11 protein-coding genes are annotated in these 17,935 nt (G+C 45.7%); 2 read left to right on the top strand and 9 right to left on the bottom strand.

The genetic code is table 11. The features are described 5' to 3' along the window. The first annotated feature begins 4 nt into the window (after nt 1–4). Both G6N79_RS14690 and G6N79_RS14685 read left to right on the top strand, forming a co-directional pair. The gene (locus G6N79_RS14690) at nt 5–1,432 is read left to right on the top strand and encodes a glycogen synthase (protein WP_103905960.1); all 1,428 of its coding nucleotides are present in this window, start codon (nt 5–7) and stop codon (nt 1,430–1,432) included. After that, nucleotides 1,422–2,693, top strand: coding sequence for a glucose-1-phosphate adenylyltransferase (locus tag G6N79_RS14685; protein ID WP_103905959.1), 1,272 nt, complete (start codon nt 1,422–1,424; stop codon nt 2,691–2,693). The genes G6N79_RS14690 and G6N79_RS14685 overlap by 11 nt, the downstream gene beginning before the upstream one ends. Before the next feature lie 91 nt (nt 2,694–2,784). Here G6N79_RS14685 and G6N79_RS14680 read toward each other — a convergent pair whose 3' ends face one another. The 9 genes from G6N79_RS14680 to G6N79_RS14640 all read right to left on the bottom strand — a co-directional run bounded on the left by G6N79_RS14680 (nt 2,785) and on the right by G6N79_RS14640 (nt 17,779). Further along, a complete protein-coding gene (locus tag G6N79_RS14680; protein ID WP_103905958.1) occupies nt 2,785–2,976 on the bottom strand; it encodes a hypothetical protein in 192 nt (63 codons plus the stop codon). 82 nt (nt 2,977–3,058) lie between these two features. After that, on the bottom strand, nt 3,059–3,682 hold the full coding sequence (locus G6N79_RS14675) for a response regulator (RefSeq protein ID WP_103905957.1): 624 nt from the start codon (nt 3,680–3,682) through the stop codon (nt 3,059–3,061). Continuing rightward, complete coding sequence (locus tag G6N79_RS14670; RefSeq protein ID WP_103905956.1) at nt 3,679–5,910, bottom strand: ATP-binding protein; 2,232 nt, start codon at nt 5,908–5,910, stop codon at nt 3,679–3,681. The genes G6N79_RS14675 and G6N79_RS14670 overlap by 4 nt, the downstream gene beginning before the upstream one ends. Before the next feature lie 94 nt (nt 5,911–6,004). After that, nucleotides 6,005–7,366: a WG repeat-containing protein gene (locus G6N79_RS14665; RefSeq protein WP_103905955.1), complete on the bottom strand. Its 1,362-nt coding sequence runs from the start codon at nt 7,364–7,366 to the stop codon at nt 6,005–6,007. Between the two features lie 98 nt (nt 7,367–7,464). After that, nucleotides 7,465–9,150, bottom strand: coding sequence for an amino acid permease (locus G6N79_RS14660; protein WP_103905954.1), 1,686 nt, complete (start codon nt 9,148–9,150; stop codon nt 7,465–7,467). A 122-nt stretch (nt 9,151–9,272) separates the two neighbouring features. After that, on the bottom strand, nt 9,273–10,211 hold the full coding sequence (locus G6N79_RS14655; protein WP_103905953.1) for a Dyp-type peroxidase: 939 nt from the start codon (nt 10,209–10,211) through the stop codon (nt 9,273–9,275). A gap of 862 nt (nt 10,212–11,073) precedes the next feature. Beyond that, nucleotides 11,074–12,837, bottom strand: coding sequence for a RagB/SusD family nutrient uptake outer membrane protein (locus G6N79_RS14650; RefSeq protein ID WP_103906178.1), 1,764 nt, complete (start codon nt 12,835–12,837; stop codon nt 11,074–11,076). A gap of 9 nt (nt 12,838–12,846) precedes the next feature. Then, nucleotides 12,847–16,077, bottom strand: a complete 3,231-nt coding sequence (locus tag G6N79_RS14645) for a SusC/RagA family TonB-linked outer membrane protein (RefSeq protein WP_103905952.1) — start codon at nt 16,075–16,077, stop codon at nt 12,847–12,849. Nucleotides 16,078–16,393: 316 nt separating this feature from the next. Beyond that, nucleotides 16,394–17,779, bottom strand: coding sequence for an NAD(P)-binding domain-containing protein (locus G6N79_RS14640; protein ID WP_103905951.1), 1,386 nt, complete (start codon nt 17,777–17,779; stop codon nt 16,394–16,396). Between the last annotated feature and the right edge of the window lie 156 nt (nt 17,780–17,935).

The following is a 17,935-nucleotide window of genomic DNA, read 5'->3' as shown; positions in this document are numbered from 1 at the left end:
TTGTATGAAAGTCATTCATTTAAGTGTCGAATGTTTTCCTGTTGCTAAAGTTGGGGGCTTGGCCGATGTGGTCGGTGCGTTGCCCAAATATCAGCGTGAACTCGGGATTGATGCATCCGTTATTATGCCCTATTTCAATCGGAAATTCGTTCAGGAACATACTTTTGAAACTGTTGCCACCGGGGAGTTCAACCAGGGATCTACCTTGTTAACTTATGAAATCATCAAGGAGAGCACCGATGCGTTGGGCTTTCCCTTATATATGGTCAAAATTCCGAACCTTCTGGATCGGGAGGAGATTTATTGTTATGCGGATGAAGCAGACCAATGGATCGCTTTTCAGCATGCCGTACTCCATTACCTGAAAAATCATGAAGTGGAAGTTGATGTTTTGCATTGCCACGACCACCATGTAGGCTTGATGCCCTTTTTAACGAGAAATTCAACGGATTACAAAGATTTGGCATCTATCCGAACCGTTTTCACGGTCCATAATGGTCAATACCAAGGTTGGATGCCCTGGACCAAGGGCATCATCCTGCCAGCATTTGATACCTGGAAATGGGGACTCTTGGATTGGGACAACCTGATTAATCCATTGGCAACCGCGATAAAATGTTGTGATGCCTATACAACCGTTTCCGAGGGATATCTCGAGGAACTGTACCAAGAAGCCAATGGCTTGCAACACCTATTCTACGATGAACGTGGAAAAGCACATGGCATCGTCAATGGCATTGATACCGCCTATTGGAATCCGGAAATCGATAACCTAATCGATGAGAATTATTCCCAATTGACCGTCACCCATGGGAAAGCGGAAAATAAGATTGCCTTCTGTAGCGCGTATGGTCTCAATCCAGCCCTTCCGTTGGTCAGTTATATTGGCCGCTTTGCGACCGAGAAAGGGGCTGATATCTTACCACGGCTATTCGAGCAGGTGCTGAAACAGAATGCACAACAGGTCAATGTATTTATCTTGGGTTCCGGAGATGCAGGGATTCAAGCGGGGATTCAGCAGCTGGCGGACCAATATCCGCGAGATGTATCGGTGTTTTTCGGATATAATGAACAATTGGCGCATCAGGTGTATGCTTCCTCCGATCTATTGATCATGCCTTCGCGGGTTGAACCCTGTGGGTTGAATCAATTGTACGCCCTGAAATATGGGACGGTACCTGTTGTCCGTAAAATCGGTGGATTGAAGGATACGGTCGTCGATGTACGCGAAGGTGGATATGGATTCCTGTTCGACGAGGTTGATGCCGATCAAGGGGCAGAAACCATCGGTCGGGCCATCCAATACCTATCGGGCAATGACCAATTGCAAAAGGTCCGCGATAAAGCGATGGCGTTGGACTTTTCATGGAACAAATCAGCAAAGAAATATAAAGAATTATATAACCAATTACTTAAAGGACATGGTGCATAAAGTAGTTTCAATCGTATTAGGAGGAGGGCGAGGGACTCGCTTATACCCGTTAACGGATCAGCGGTCAAAGCCTGCAGTGCCAATTGCAGGAAAATACAGGTTGGTTGATATTCCAATTTCGAACTGTCTTAATTCTGGCTATAATAAGATTTTCGTATTGACGCAGTACAATTCAGCTTCCCTGAACAAACACATCAAGAATTCCTACAATTTCTCGGTGTTCAGCAAGGGTTTCGTGGATATCTTGGCTGCCGAGCAGACCAATGAGGGGGATCGATGGTTTGAAGGTACGGCAGATGCAGTGCGGAGAACCCAGAAAAATTTGGTCAATGTGGATTACGATTATGTACTGATCCTATCGGGTGACCAACTCTATCAGATGGATTATTCGGCCATGGTAGATTTCCATGTGCAGAACGGAGGAGAGATTACCATCGGTACGATTCCTGTAACGGCCAAAGATGCACCTGGCTTCGGAATCCTGAAATCAAATGAAAACAATGAGGTGATTTCATTCATTGAGAAACCGACCAAAGATCTGCTTGCAGATTGGACCTCCGAGGTCTCGGAAGATCTCGAAAAGCAAGGTCGAAATTACCTGGCGTCCATGGGGATTTATATCTTCTCCAAAGGGGTCATGCGCAAGATGTTGGAAGAGAATAAAGGAATGGATTTCGGAAAGGAGATCATACCTGATGCCATTGGCAATTCCCGAGTGTTAAGTTATCCTTTTGATGATTATTGGACCGATATCGGAACAATAGCATCGTTCTTTGAAGCGAATATCGGCTTGACGGATGATATACCTTCTTTTAATTTATTCGGCGAAACGGTCTACACACGCGCGCGGATGTTGCCGCCTTCGAAAGTGTCCGGCACAACGCTCAACAATACCATTATTGCCGATGGCTGCATTATCCTTGCCGATAAGATTCAACGTTCGGTCATCGGTGTGCGGTCGCGTGTAGGGGTCGGGACGGTGATCAAGATGACCTATATGATGGGATCGGATTATTATGAAGATTTAAATGAAGTGATTGAGCTGTCGACCTCCCAGACGCCACCGCCAATAGGTGTCGGTGAGCGCTGTTATATTGAAAATGCGATATTGGATAAAAATTGCCGAATCGGCAACGACGTCCGGATCAAGGGCGGTACGCATCTTAAAGATGGGGATTTTCCGGAATATACCATTTGCGACGGAATCGTGGTGATCAAGAAGAATGCGGTGCTGCATCACGGACAGACCATTGGTTTTTAAATCTTGCACTCACGGATTAATCAGCATGAAATAACAAAGAGCCCAATATCGAATATTGGGCTCTTTGCTTTCAATATAGGGAGCCTTCGCCTTAATTACCCTTCATCATCAATTCATAAACTAAATATATGATCGCTAGGATAACCACGCAAATGATGATGGTCTTCCTAATGTTTCTTCCTGCAGGTTCGTCATCGCCCTCCTTGGTTACGATTTCTGGAACTTTCGTTGAATCAACTTCCTCTGCATTATTGATCTTTTCGCCTTTTTGATTATTTTCCATAATAGTCTATACTTGTTCACAATTAATAACAATAAAGTATGGAAAATGTTCAGTTCGGCACCCGTGAAAAGTATGAATGCAATCAGATAAGTCCATATTCATAGGCCATTTTGATGGCAGAACTTAAATTGTTGGCCTTGAATTTTTCAATGAGATTCTTCCGGTGACTTTCTACGGTATGAGGACTGATGAATAGTTTTTCGGCAATCTGCCCGGTCGTCAATCCAAGCGATGCTTCCGCAAGCACTTCTTTTTCTCTACGCGTCAGCTTGGGCACATTTTTTAGCTCATGGTTGTTTTTGCGGTCGACTATCTGTTGCGTCTGTTTGCACAGAAATCTATTCCCCAACCGGATCTCCTGGATACCCGTTAATATCTCTTGGATGGAAGCGTTCTTCTGTATATAGCCGTGAGCCCCTTCAGCAAATGCACTGTTAATCACCGCGAATTCATTGTGCACACTCAACATAATGATTTTCAGATCGGGGTATTGCTTCAAAAGTGGCTTGATAAGCTCGAGGCCATTCACTTCAGTAAGGTTAATGTCCAATAATAGGATATCGATTTTATCCTGTGTAAGGGCAGTATGCATGGTCTCCGCGTCCGGATAACAACCAATGATATCCAGATCATCCTCCTGTGCCAGGATATTCTTTAACCCCTCAAGGAGAAGCGGGTGGTCATCGGCAATGGCTATATTGATCATATCGTTGTAGATTTTGGAAATGTGATTTCGAAACTAGATCCCTTTCCGGGATCGGATTGTACATGCAGCACGCCTTTCAGAAACTCCACCCGTGACTGAATGTTGAGTAAACCTGCAGAGTTACCCTGTTGTCGGAGGTAATCGAATCCGGTACCATCGTCTTCTACCGTTACAAGGTAGGCGTTGTCTTCCTCCACCAATTGGATAATCACCTGGGTGGGATTGGCGTGCTTGATCGCATTATTCACTAACTCCTGGATGATGCGGTAGAGGAGGAGTTCACTTTCTGCTGGAAGTGGTGTCTTGAAGTAGAGGAATTGAACGTCGATCTCGAGAGTTTCATTACTCATCCTCCTGGCGTATTCCTGCAAGGCTTCGAACAAACCAAATTTCTGCAGGAGGTCAGGTGTCAGGTTATGGGCTACGCGGCGAAGCTCATCGACGGCCATATCCAGTTGTGTGATCCCTTTCTCCATTTTCATTTTATTCTGCTGGAGCAGTTGTTCATTGAGTTGGGAGAGGTGTAGCTTTGTTCCGGAAAGCAATCCGCCCAAACCATCGTGCAAATCCCGGGCTATCCTGGCACGTTCCTGTTCCTGTCCATCCAAGAGCGCGGTCAGGGTCGCAATCTTTACATCCTGACGTTCCTGAGCCAGCTCTAAGTTCTTTAAATCGATCTGCTGCCTGAGGTGTTTCGACCGTTGCCGGTAAGCGTACAATACCAGTCCCAGCAGTAGGAGGAAAGCCAATAGCAAAGCGATGTAATAGGTGTTTAATTTATCCTTCAGGTTGAGCTCTTTTTGAAATAGATCGATTTGCTGCTCTTTATTCTTGGCTTCTAATTTATTGAGCTGAATTTCCTGAGCCTGTCTTTCCGTGTGGAGTTTAGAGAGCTCCAATTCCTTCGATTGATTGGCCCGGATCAGGGTCATGTTCTCCAGTTCTTGCCGCTGCTGCAAACCCAGCGCTTCCATCAACCGGATCTGCTGTTCTTTTTTCTCCGACTCCAAGGTGAGCGTCGCCATCTGCTGTTCCTGCTTATCTTTTTCGTATTGCGCCTCCAAGCGTTTACTCAGGTTGAGCTTTTCCTGATCATAGAAAGCCGAGAAGGTTTCTACATACCGTTTGTAATATTGGATGGCTTCCTTATAATCCCCTTCCTCTTCGCTGGCCTTGGCCAGACTTTCATAGATACTCATGAGAATCTGTTGATCCTGTACCGTACTTTTGTTCATGGCAATAAGCGATGCCAACAGGTACTCCTTCGCTTTGGCGGCGTTTCCATCCTGCAGTTCCATTTCCGCCATAATGCCATAGGAGGATGCTACCAGATTGTATTGTTTGGTCTCTTCTCCCTTTTGGCGGGCCAACTCCGCAAAGGATATTGCTTTTTCGCGGTAGGTGCGTGGGAAATGTTTAAAATAGAGATGGGCTAAGTTGTTTGCCACAAAGGACAGGTTGGATGGAATGGGCATCTCCCCCTCATTTTGGAGATAGGTGTCAAGCGCCTTGAGGTAGTATGTTTCCGCGGAGTTCCGATAAGAAAGTTCCGTGGTCTGCGTAAGATATTGCTGTTCATAGAGATAGCCCAGTAGCATATATCCATCAAAAATGGCCATCGGGTCCTGTTGCTCGCGTGCCAGATCCAAAGAGAGCTTGCTGTATTTTTCCTGCAGCGCAAATTCATTCCAATTGGCGTAGATTGCTGTCAGTTCTTTATATACGGCTGATTTTCTGCCCCCTAACGTTTTTGATTTCGGCGCTTTGTCAAGATGGCCTAAGGCTTCCAGCAACGACTTGACAGCCTCACCTTCCTGCTGCTGTCTGGCCAGTAACCAACCGTGACCGTAAGCTACATAGCCCTTTATTTCGAGATCGCTCGTACGATTAGCCAAATTCCGCGCCTTGGTGATATACTGCTTGGCGACTGCTGGCTCTTCCGCAATCATTTTATTGATGGCGAGTACTGTGTTCAGGTATGCGGCATATTTTGATTCCGAAAGCGTGCTGGCTCGCTGTACCTCCTGTTTCAGGATATGGAAGGCCATATCTTCCTGTTGATTGAAAAATAGCGCCTGCGCATACCGACCACTCCGGTAGAAGCGTTCCGGATCCTGTAATTTACTTCCTTGATATTCCGATTGCAGTTTCTGAAGCATATCCTGCCCATGAGCAATAGGGTAGAGACTGCAAAGACTGAAGAAAAATATAAATAGTTTTTTTACCATGGATAGAAACAGCGGACCTGGATTGTTGGGACAAAGGTAAAGACACCATGTGAATGGCTATTCCAATTTGCCAATCACATGGTGGAAAAAAAGCTTATTGCTCTATACGTTCCCCTTTTTCATTGATGTAGTATACGGATTCTGCATCGTCATTTTCCATAACGATAGCTACGCCTTCATTGAAAGCAGTTGCAGAAGTATATTTCAATGGAATGACTACTTTCCCCGTTTCATCGATATAGCCATATTTTTCATCTTTTTGAACCAAGATCAATTTGGAATCTGTCGATAGCGAAATGAGATCATAACCTTTGGTAATCATTTTATTGCCATTGATGGCATAAAGTACATATTGATCACCTTCAGAAGTTACAAAATTCCTTCCATTGGTTTCCAAGATGGCTTCATGGGTAATTGGTACAACTAATTTACCTGTGCGATCGATAATTCCCGATTTCTCGTTTAGATAAACGACCCCATAACCGTCGATCATATGGTTCACCATATCGTATTTTGCCGGTACCAAAACCTCTCCTTTTCCATTGAGAAATCCATATTTTTCTCCTTCGCCATAGAGATATTGATCATATTCCTGATCGTAGGAAAGGTAATCGTATTTGAAAGGCAATATGGTTTTTCCCTGTTTGTCGATAGCGCCATACTTTCCTTCCGATTTAATGGCTGGAGAGATACCACCCCTAAAATATTCGATATGAGAAAATTCTGCTGGCGATATGATGTTGCCTTCTTCATCCATCAAACCCACTAGTTGCGTATTTTCATCTTTATACAGATAGCGGTCTTCATCGACTTCCGTGGCAATGGAATCTTCTTCACCTTCTTCTGCAGTTGCTTCTTCCATATTTACCTCGCTATAGCCATCCGGAATCTCAAAAACTTGCTTATCCAATTCTTTTACGCTGATTTCATGAGCGGTAAGGCCGTTTCCATTGTTGGATAGCTCCAGCATTGCTCCAGGCAATTGTTTTAGGAAACCGAATTCTGGCCAGTACAGGGAAGGGATCTCTTCGGTATACCACAGCTCGATGATATCTTTTTCACCTTCTTCCGAGCTGTAGGGAACCTTGAATTGAGCAAGTTTACAGGTTTTACCAGCTATGGTTTTGGTCTTTCCTGGAATGAACTCAACCTGAATATCGTCTCCGTAACTATCCCTCATATGGAGGGTATATTGTTCATCAGTCGGAACTACAATGTAGGTTTCTCCTGATTTTTTATTGCTGAGGAAAAAGTATAAGTCTGTATCCACTGGACCTACTTTAACATAATTGGCATTGACAAAAGCCCGGAGATAAACGGTGCCCTCTGGGGTTGTTTCTACTTTTTTTCCATCGATCAACCCAGAATAATCGATTTGAAATGCTTTTTGAACCTGGGCAATACCGACAGAAATACTGCAGATAACAGCGCATACGCCAATGATGATTTTTTTCATATTGATAAATAGTTATACACAAATATGGCTACAAATTACAGGAAATTATATCCCTGAAACCAGCCGTTTTTCAGTTTTTACAGAAAAGAAAGAATAGATTATGCCGTTGGATTATTCAATTTGGAATGCTTGTATCCATAAAAGAAATACACCAAGAGCCCGATTCCCAGCCAAATGAGGAAAATGAGCCAATTGCTCGTGCCCAATTCAGTCATCAGGTACAGGTTGATCAGGATTCCAATAACAGGTAGCAACGAGAAGTTGTACCGATAACCCATGTAGGCGAGAATGATCCAAACAAGCCAGAAGATGATGATCAAGGATTTATGTTCCAAGATATACAAGGCGTCAAGATCTTGCCAAGCGGTGACAGCATCCCAGTTGAATCGCCAAATTACCATCCAAGCAATGAGAAAACCTATGCCGATCAGGTATTTTCCGTTGATATAGGGAACTCTGAATTTGGACTGTTTGGAAAGCCCGGAATAGTCCATATACAATACTCCGGCGCAGACCAGAATAAAGGCGAAAAAGGTCCCTACGGAAGTCAGGTCCACAAAGAAATCCATCTTGAAGAACATGGAAGGGATAGCAACGACGAATCCCGTGACAATGGTCGCGAATGATGGGGTTTTATACTTAGGATGGATGGTTGCAAATTTCTTCCACAGCAATCCGTCCCGGCTCATGGTCATCCAAATCCGTGGTTGTGCCAACTGATAAACCAGGAGCGCACTGGTGATGGCAATCACCGAGGTGACAGAAATGATACCAGCTAGGTAATCCACGCCAATGTATTTGAAGACAAAAGCCAATGGATCTTTAACATTCAGCTCGGTATAATTGACCATACCTGTAAGAACCAATGTAATGGCAACATACAGGACCGTGCAGATCAGCAACGTGATAATCATGGCACGTGGCAGATCCCGCTGTGGGTTCTTGCATTCTTCAGCCGTCGTAGATATGGAATCAAAACCGATGAAAGCGAAGAATACTGCCGCCACCGAACCAAGAACACCCTGCATACCATTCGGTGCAAAGGGTACCCAATTTTCAGGATTAACAAAGAATGCGCCACCAACGATAATGGCCAGAATCACCCCAATCTTTACCATGACCATGATGTTGCTCGCTTTACGGGATTCTTTAATACCGATGTATACCAGCCAGGTAATCAGGGTGATAATCACGCCTGACGGAAGGTCAAATATAATAGGGACATCTCCAATGCGGGGTGCTGTCTGGAAAGCTTCCAAACCTAACTTATCAGCAACATTCAAGGATGCTGCGCCCTGTTCCAATAACTTCTGATCCGCCTCCAGGGCGTACTGAGGTGCCATGGAAAGCCACGCCGGAATATGTATGCCAAAGCCCTCCAGCATGGTCACGAAGTATTGCGACCAGGAAATGGATACCACGATATTGGAAACCGCATATTCCAACACCAACGCCCATCCGATTATCCAGGCGAACAATTCACCGAAGGCAACATACGCGTAAGTATAGGCCGAGCCGGAAACGGGAATGGTACTGGCAAATTGAGCATAGGATAGCGCCGTGAACACACAGGCAAAGGCCACAAAAACAAATAAAAGCGATATTGCAGGACCACCCTCGAAACTGGCTAGACCAATCGTGCTGAAAATCCCAGCGCCGACAATGGCCGCAATCCCTAATGAGACCAGATCCTTCACGCCCAAGATCTTGTTCATGCTGGCGGATTCATCCCGGTCCCTATTGATAATCTCTAGACTCTTCCTTCTGAAAAGTTTGTTCTTCATTGTTTGTGGCTATTGATTTGTGGTAGCAACAAAAGTAGGGATAAATATGAAACCCCAAATTGAATCTTTCCAAAATTCCACTTGGGGTTAAAAAATTTGTTAACGTATGCGCTAATTCTGTGCTATGTAGCGCTGTAGTTGTCCAACATATCCATTGTCGGCACGAAAAAAAGCGTGCCCGTCTTAGCCGTGCTGAAATCCAAGATCCGATCGTAATTGCCGATGGGATTGCCTAGGAACATATTCTCCAGCATCCGTTTGGTGGTCGAAAAGGTATTGGCATAGCAGATGAAATAGGTACCGAATTCCCCGCGGGATGGGTTGGAAAAAGGAAGGTTATCCCTGACGATTTTCAGGTCATTACCTTCCGCATCCGTAATACCTGCCAGTGCGGAATGGGAATTGGTAGGCTTCACTTCATCTGTCATCTCGATATCCGATTGCTTGTACCTGCCGAATACCTTTTCCTGTTCAGCGGTAGGGAGGTTTTCCCAAGCTTTCAGATCGTGGATGTATTTCTGGACAAAAAGGTAACTGCCACCTTTGTACTCTGGATCTTCATCACCTACCATGGCGAACTTCGCCCTTTCATGCCCAATCGGATTTTCTGTGCCATCTACGAATCCCAAAATCGATCGGCCATCCCAATAGCGAAATCCATGGACCTCTTCCAGGCAGTCTGCCACCGGGCTGATGATATCGTACACATCTTTTCCCATTTCATAACAGATTCCAGCATTCATCGCCCGCAGATGAAAATGTATATCTCCAGGCGTGGAAATCGCCATATGCTTTTCCCCCGAAATGGGTTCAAAATTGACCAGCTCTTTGGGTAGGGGCGTCGGTAATCCCAACTTTTCCCAGGCATCATGACCGATACCCATGATGCAACTGGTCCGGCCCTCGGGAATGCGCACCACAAAAGAATGGTTCAGATTAGAAACCAAGGCGCATAAGCGCTCAAAAACCGGTTTGATATCCGCGCCCTCCTTAAATTTCCAAACGGAAAAAATCGTGTTATTATTCGGGTAATCCGTGACATTCTGCGATAGTGCGGTCATATTTTTAAAGTATAGTGTGTAATTACGCTTCTGGGAAGTGTTATATCCTCCAACGAATCCATGAAAATAACAGTTTTTTTGGAGCCTTGTTTCTATTTTTTGCTATTTGGAATAGGGATAGATTATTGGACAGGCTGAGAGGGAAGAGATAGATTAGGATTGGCACCGCTGGCGCAAGAGTTGTGCGGCTGGCTAGTGCGGTGGATCTCTTGTGCCTTGGATGGAACCAAACCGCTGGCGCAAGAGTTGTGCGGCTGGCTAGTGCGGTGGATCTCTTGTGCCTTGGATGGAACCAAACCGCTGGCGCAAGAGTTGTGCGGCAGGCCAGTGCGGTGGATCTCTTGTGCCTTAGGCTAAAATTTATAGTTACACCCCTCTGGGGTTATCTCTCACTCCTGCAAATAAGCTAAAATAGTTACACCCCTCCGGGGTTGCGTGGCGCAAAAAAAAAGTATTTATTTCAAGAACACAACGCTGGCGCAAGAGTTGTGCGGTTGGTCTGTGTGCTGGATCTCTTGTGCCCAGGATGGAACCACAACGCTGGCACAAGCTGTGGATTTCTTGTGCCTAAAGCATGTTTAGCACATGTCCGCCATAAAAATGTCAATCTACAAAATATAATTACAGACCTAATAAATACCCACCATGCAACCCCGCTAGGGGTGTAACTATTTTAGAACTAGTTGAACCATACCCTACAACCCCAGAGGGGTGTCACTATAAAAACCATAAAATTACTGACCCCAACGCCAAATATTTATTACCCATATAACCCTGCAATAGGTGTGATTATGTAAGACATAAAAAAGGAGAAGGTGCCATCTAGACACCTTCTCCTCATTTATTTTCACATTTCCCAATCTTACTCCCAACCTGGGTTCTGTTCCAGATTTTCATTCTTCACGATAGAGTTCGCTGGGATGGGGTAATAATAATTTCGGTCCTCAAACTCTCGGGTTTCTGCCTTGAACCACTCTAGGTGGTTGTCCGCGGTCATGGTCTGGCGGTTGGTTGCCTTTCCACCGATCGCTATTCGGGCAACGCCCTGCGGTACGGTAATCGTCGGACCGTTGGTATTTCCGTCGTAGAACACCACATCCGGCACACCATTTCTATCCAGATCCATCAGGGTGTTCAATGCCGGAACGTACATACCCGTCCAAGGCATTGTCGCCATCAATTCACCTTCTTTCCAACGCAGTAGGTCGCGGAACCGCGTTCCTTCCAATGCCAATTCGATCGCACGCTCCCTGCGGATTTCCATGATCACCGGGCTGCTGACATCCTTGTAGAATACGCGTTTCATGTAAGGGTCCACTGTTGTTGGCAATTGATCGATTCCTCCAGTGATTCCTGCACGCTTGCGCAGTGCACCAATGGTCTTGGTCCAGTCTTCTGTTGTGAAGCCTCCCAATTCGGCTTTCGCCTCTGCATAGTTCAGCAATATCTCTGCCCAACGCATCAACGGGATCGCATTGTTATTCAGGGCGCCATTATCGAAACTGCTGGCATCCAACGTATACTTGATCGGTTGGTAACCGGTATAGGAGTAGCCATTGAAGTTCGGTGCTGCATCCTTGCCATCGCGCTTATAGCCGGGGGTACGGATCAGTTGCTGCAAGCGCTTATCCCGGTTTTGAGTCTCCGTATAGAAATCATCCGTCATATAAGTCGCCTTATCGGTGTAGGGCGTTCCATCAATGGACAGGAAGGTATTGATGAACGGGCGCACGAGACTGTAGCGCGGACCATAGGTCGGCGATGTCCACCACCAGTTGGCAGAACCCAGTACACCCAGACTTTCATCCATGGTGACTGCCATCATCACCTCTGTGGCAATCGGTTTCTGGCTGATGAAGAGTTCACGTTGGGCAGTCTCCGGACTTGCCCCCATGTGCAGACTATATGGGCTCTGTTCCATCAGGATCTTGGAGGCATCCAAAACGTGTTGATAGAATTTGTTCGCCGTCCCTTGCAAATTGAGTTCCGTATGGTATTTGCGGAATGAGGCCTCGAATAAGGCAACGCGCGTCTTCAGACCCAAGGCCGCCCATTTGGTGATTTCCGTTCCATCACCACCTGTTGTTTTGATATGTGTTGCCGCAAAATCCAGGTCCTCAATGATCTTATCCATGACCAAGGTTCTGGAATCGCGCTTGGCAAACAGGATATCGTTATCCTCTACCGCCAACGGTTTGTCTACCCAGGGCACATCGCCAAAACGAACGACGCGATTGAAATAGAGATACGCGCGGAAGAAACGAGCGATGCCACTGTAATGGTTCCGCACATCTTCCGGTACGGCTTCATTGACATTCTTCTCCAAGAATTGGTTGATGTTGCGCAATTCGCGCCAATCCCAACCGGAACTGTTCTCTGGGGAATAAGCACCCGGACGGATAAACTGATTGAGGTTATTGACGGCCCCATAGTCCGCCATCTCATCCAGTTTGTACGCTTCAGTCGCATTGGGCAATTCGCGGTAAAAGGAATAGGAATATACTTTAAGTCCACTTTCGGATCCAAATGCCATGTCTTCCGTCAGTGTTGCTTCCGGGGTTTCGGTCAGTTCACAGCTTGTAATGCTCAGCGAAACACCCAATAGGATATAGAATAATTTTTTCATGATCTTCAATTAAAAGGTTAGTGAAACACCAAGACTGTAACTCCGCATGGTTGGGTAGTTGAAGCCATCTCCACTGTTTGAATCGGAGATATCCGGATCGGATTTTCCGATGTTCGCTACATCGATGTCACGAGTACGTTTGTACAACGGCGACCAGGTCCAAAGGTTCTCCGCAGAAGCATTGATCCGTAGGCTCTTTAAATGCATCCTGTCCACAACGCTGCGAGGTAGGCTGTACCCGATCTGTAAGTTCTTTAAGCGTACATACGCCACATTCTGCAGGTAGCGGGTCTGTTTGGTTTCCTTGATGGATTGGTTGTATCCTGCATAGCGCGGGAAATAGCCGTTCGGATTTTCTTCCGTCCAGTAGTTGTCCAAGTGCCAAGCCGGCAAGTTGTTGTACGGACGGTTGTATTGTCCCCAGAAGATAGTTTCCCCGTGCGGGTACCATTGCTGTTTACCGACACCCTGGAAGAATGCAGAGATAAAGATATTGCTCCAGTCCGCACCCAGGTTGAAACTGTAGATGTAGCGAGGTTCGGCATTACCGATGATACGCTTGTCGCCATGGTCATCGATCCGGTCCTTACCGTAATCGATCACACCATTGCCATCTAAATCGGCGAAGCGCAAATCGCCCGGATAAATCTGTCCGGAGCTGGAAGATTTGATCAATGGCTGCTTCGGTGCCGCATCGATTTCCGCTTGGTTCTGGAAGAGACCCATCGTCTCATAACCCCAGATTTCACCGATCACCTTACCTTCATAATAATCGGACAGTAAGCCGTCGGAATTATACCGGTCGATAACGGATTTGTAATCCGCAAAGGTTGCCTTGATGTTGTAATTGAAAGGTTTTCCTGCTGCCTCAAAACCATTGCGGTAGGAGAGTGTTAGCTCATATCCCTTGGTCGTCATGTCCGAATAGTTCCCCTTCGGAGAGTCCGCTCCAAAGATGTCTGGGAGTGTCTTACTTTGGGTAAACATATTCGTCGTTTTACGGACGTAATAATCGGCTACCAAGTTCAGCTTTCCATTCAGGAAGGACACGTCAGCACCAAAGTTGGATGTTGTCGCCGTTTCCCAGGTCAGGTTGTTCGGCAATACCTTAGGAACGGAAGTATATCTGTATTTCTTGCCATTGATGATGTAATCCATCGTGCCGATCTCGTAGTTTTCCATAAAGGCATAGGAGCTGATATTTCCATTACCAAGGGAACCGTAGGATGCCCGGAACTTCAGATCGGATATCACGTTTTCACTGACATTCCAGAATGGTTCTTGGGATACGCGCCATCCCGCAGATGCAGACGGGAAGAAGGCCCACTGCTCGCCGATCGGGAACTTCGAGGATCCATCATAGCGACCATTTACTTCGAAAAGGTAGCGGTTATTGAAAATGTAATTGAAACGGAAGAACAGACCCGCGATGCGGTATTTTTCATATCCTCCAGTGGCAGTGACATTGTCCCCCAATGCCAGGTTGATGTTGTCGATATCCGGATTCAACAGACCATTCTTCGTGGTATAGATGGATTCATAGGTCTTCTGTTCGTAGTTATAACCCAATAAACCTTTGTAATAGTGTTTTTCCGCAAAGGTGTTCTCATACTCTCCATACAAGTTGGTGAAGAGGTATTTGTCGCGTTGGGAAGCTTCATAGATATCATTGTACTGCGTCGCCAGTTGCACGATTTTTCCTTCATCTACGGAATAAGGAATCGGTACACGCTTGCGGGTAGTCAAAAGATCTTTGTTCCTGAAGGTCAAATCCCCCTTGATACGGAAGGTGTTGTTGAAGAATTTAGTCTCGAATCCACTGGTATTTCTCAGGTTTCTCTCATCGGAATCCGACCCGTTCTTGCCATAGATAAAATCACCGATGGAATAAGCTGCAGAAAAGGAGAGGGAGCCATCGGGATTGAAAATAGAGGATGTTGGGTGGCCTTCATCCGCAATGTTACGCCAGATATTTCCACCTTCGCCGACCGTGATCGGGTTGTGGTAGGTCATGTTGGCATAATCAAAGTTGTTATAGATGCGGAGCCAATCCGTTACCTGAACACCGCCATTGGCGCGAACGTTCATGCTTTTGAACTTGTCCGTATTGAATTTGTACAATCCCCCATAATCGTAGTAACGACCAGAAACATAGTAATCTAATTTGTCGGAACGCCCGGATACGGAGAGATTCTGCTCCATAGAAAACAGGTTCTTCTTCAGTAGCGTACCGTAGTAATCTTCATTGGCATAATAGACGTATTTGCCATCTTTGTCGACCGTAGTCGGTTCATTGATGCCCGCCTCTTTTCGGCGCTTGAACTCCTCTAACCAGTCCAAGGAGAACAATTGGGTCTTGTTCAGCTTGCTCGGAATGGAGGAATAATTGTTCCAGGAGTTGTAAGCAGTATAGAAATGGGACGCGTAAGTGTACCCATCCGTTATGAAATCCGGCAGGTTTGTAGGTGCCTGTGAAGCATAGTTGCTGGAATAGCTGATGGATGTGGTGCCTTCCTTGGCGCGCTTCGTTGTAATCAAAACGACACCGAACGTACCACGGGATCCGTAAATAGCCGATGATGACGCGTCTTTCAGTACCGATACATTTTCAATGTCGTTCGGGTTCAAGGTTCGTGGATCGCCTTCAACACCATCGATGAGTACCAGTGCACTTCCGCCCTGACCGATGGAGGTTACCCCGCGGATGTTGTAGGCTGCAGACCGCGTAGGCTTACCGTCCGCAATGTTCAGGTTCAGGTTCGGCACTGCCCCCTGCAGCATCTGTGTCGCATTTGGGGCCATACGTCCTTCGAATACTTCGGAACCCACCTGATCGACGGCGCCTGTCAGGTTTGCTTTTTTCTGTGTACCGTATCCGACTACGACAACCTCATCCAAGGCTTCGTTATCTCCTGCCAGGATAATGAGGTTATCCTTGAGGTTGGAAATGGTTATACGCTTGGCTTGGAAGCCAATGTAGGAAATGGATAATTGGTCTCCATTTTTTCCGGAGATTACAAATTTTCCGGATTCATCTGTCTGACCTTTGCTTTGGTTTGCGAGGTTGACAACGGTTGCACCGACAATTGGTGCGCCTTGTTCATCCTGCACAGTCCCTGTGATCTCTTCCTGAATAGGGGTGCTAACCTCAATTCCTGTTGCACTATGCGCGCAAATCGGGGTTGAGGAAATACTTAGAGACAGCAAAAGCCAGAGGAGCTTTGACGATTTAGCTTTCATGGTATTGAGTGTTTAGATTAAAATCACGTAAAATTAGGCACGTGGTGTTAGTTAGTTGATAATATAATGTTAAGGAATCGTTACTAAACGATTCCGCTTCTCATGTTATCTGGTTGTTTGATCTAGGTATTAGTTAACATGAATTTAACCAATATAAGTTGATAATTGTTCGATTTTTGGAGACGAAAATCGTAACATTTTTATAGAGGAATGGAAAAAGCGCAAAAAAAAGCAACCAAACCTGTCGGTCTGATTGCTATAATGGAAAATTTACAAAAATTGCGATAGCACAATTATCCTTTAGAACCCCATGTGCTTAATAATAGTTCACTTTATCGAGTTCTTTTTCATCAATGGGTTCTTCGGTCAGATAGCGTTCGAGACTATCATCCATTTCCTTCATCCAAGGGGTATGGTGCGTTTCTGCTTGTGTGCCGTCCATAACAGAAGTGTAGACCTGGTCCCTATAATTCAAGATGTTGATCTCTTTATCATTCAACCAGCTTTTGAACATGTCCGCAACTTTATCGAGATTGAAGGATGGGTAGTCCGTATAACTGATCAGATCTTTGATATAATCTGTTTGGAAATCGACATGATCTGGCCCTGTGATGGTGGAATCTTCATAGGTCATCCATTTCTGAATATCGAGATCGCGCAGTGATTTCTCAGGGATCTGGATCCTGCCCAACATATAATCGCGGGCAAACCATGCCTGCGTATCGAACATGTTAAAGGTATAATATTGATCCTGCATCCCTAGGAAGAGGAGTCTTTCATTTTCATTGAAGACGACACCCTTGTAGAGGTTGTCCGGATAGAGCCTGTTCTTAGTTTTTAGGCGCAGATTATCCGGTAGGAAAGGGAATTTGTGCTGATATCCTGTACAGAGGATAACGGCATCAAAATCTTCTGTTGTACCGTCCTTAAAGAATGCGGTATTGCCTTCAAGGTGGGTCACCAACGGCTTTTCCTTAATGCCTTCCGGCCATTTGGTCCCGATCGGGTTGCTGCGGTAGGAGATGGTTACAGAATCGCTGCCATGCTTGAAACATTGCACGCCAATATCTTCCGCCGAGTAGGAACTCCCGATCAGCAAGAGTTTCTGGTTGACGAATTGGTCTGCACCGCGGAAATCATGTGCATGCATCACTGCTCCCGGAAAATTGTCGATACCTTTGAAGTAGGGCATGTTCGGTGTCGAAAAATGACCGGTCCCGACAACCAAGTAATCAAAATATTCCTCGAATGTTTCATTTTTCTGCAGGTCGTCAAAGACAACGCGGAACTGTTGCTTATCTTCCAGGTAATCGACCCAGCGTGCAACAGTATTGAATTTTATGAAATCACGGGCATTGCTCTTCTTGATCCTACCCTGAATATAATCGAATAGTACCTCTCTTGGAGGGTAGGAGGAGATTGGCTGCCCGAAATGCTCGGTGAAGGTATAGTCTGCAAATTCCAGACACTCCTTTGGACCATTGGACCATAAGTATTTGTACATGCTGCCATGTAGCGGTTCGCCATATTTCCCCACACCCGTTCTCCAGGTGTAATTCCACATGCCGCCCCAATTATCTTGTTTTTCATAACATTTAATTTCTGGGATGGGATTACCTTTTTTCTGTTCCGATTCAAATGCTCTTAACATTGCTAAGCCACTGGGGCCAGCACCAATAATTCCAACTTTAAAATTTGTCATATTTTATTATTTAATTTTAGATCACTCCCAAAACATTGTTTGAGATTAGTTTTTCATACGATTCGGATCAAATTGATCCGCAGATGTCCCGAAAATGGGGCTGGAAATAGCAAAAGTCCAGTAACAGCCGCGTTCTGACTGCAATTCTTGCTATTA

The sequence above is a fragment of the Sphingobacterium lactis genome (assembly GCF_011046555.1).
GTDB classification, from domain to species: Bacteria; Bacteroidota; Bacteroidia; order Sphingobacteriales; family Sphingobacteriaceae; genus Sphingobacterium; species Sphingobacterium lactis.
Note: the sequence above shows the minus strand (reverse complement) of the source record. Positions and strands in the feature narration are given on the sequence as shown.

What these genes read in the sequence shown, in the direction of transcription:
- G6N79_RS14690 (WP_103905960.1), top strand. Translation starts at nt 5, where the DNA reads ATGAAAGTCATTCATTTAAGTGTCGAATGTTTTCCTGTTGCTAAAGTT.
- G6N79_RS14685 (WP_103905959.1), top strand. Translation starts at nt 1,422, where the DNA reads ATGGTGCATAAAGTAGTTTCAATCGTATTAGGAGGAGGGCGAGGGACT.
- G6N79_RS14680 (WP_103905958.1), bottom strand. Translation starts at nt 2,976, where the DNA reads ATGGAAAATAATCAAAAAGGCGAAAAGATCAATAATGCAGAGGAAGTT.
- G6N79_RS14675 (WP_103905957.1), bottom strand. Translation starts at nt 3,682, where the DNA reads ATGATCAATATAGCCATTGCCGATGACCACCCGCTTCTCCTTGAGGGG.
- G6N79_RS14670 (WP_103905956.1), bottom strand. Translation starts at nt 5,910, where the DNA reads ATGGTAAAAAAACTATTTATATTTTTCTTCAGTCTTTGCAGTCTCTAC.
- G6N79_RS14665 (WP_103905955.1), bottom strand. Translation starts at nt 7,366, where the DNA reads ATGAAAAAAATCATCATTGGCGTATGCGCTGTTATCTGCAGTATTTCT.
- G6N79_RS14660 (WP_103905954.1), bottom strand. Translation starts at nt 9,150, where the DNA reads ATGAAGAACAAACTTTTCAGAAGGAAGAGTCTAGAGATTATCAATAGG.
- G6N79_RS14655 (WP_103905953.1), bottom strand. Translation starts at nt 10,211, where the DNA reads ATGACCGCACTATCGCAGAATGTCACGGATTACCCGAATAATAACACG.
- G6N79_RS14650 (WP_103906178.1), bottom strand. Translation starts at nt 12,837, where the DNA reads ATGAAAAAATTATTCTATATCCTATTGGGTGTTTCGCTGAGCATTACA.
- G6N79_RS14645 (WP_103905952.1), bottom strand. Translation starts at nt 16,077, where the DNA reads ATGAAAGCTAAATCGTCAAAGCTCCTCTGGCTTTTGCTGTCTCTAAGT.
- G6N79_RS14640 (WP_103905951.1), bottom strand. Translation starts at nt 17,779, where the DNA reads ATGACAAATTTTAAAGTTGGAATTATTGGTGCTGGCCCCAGTGGCTTA.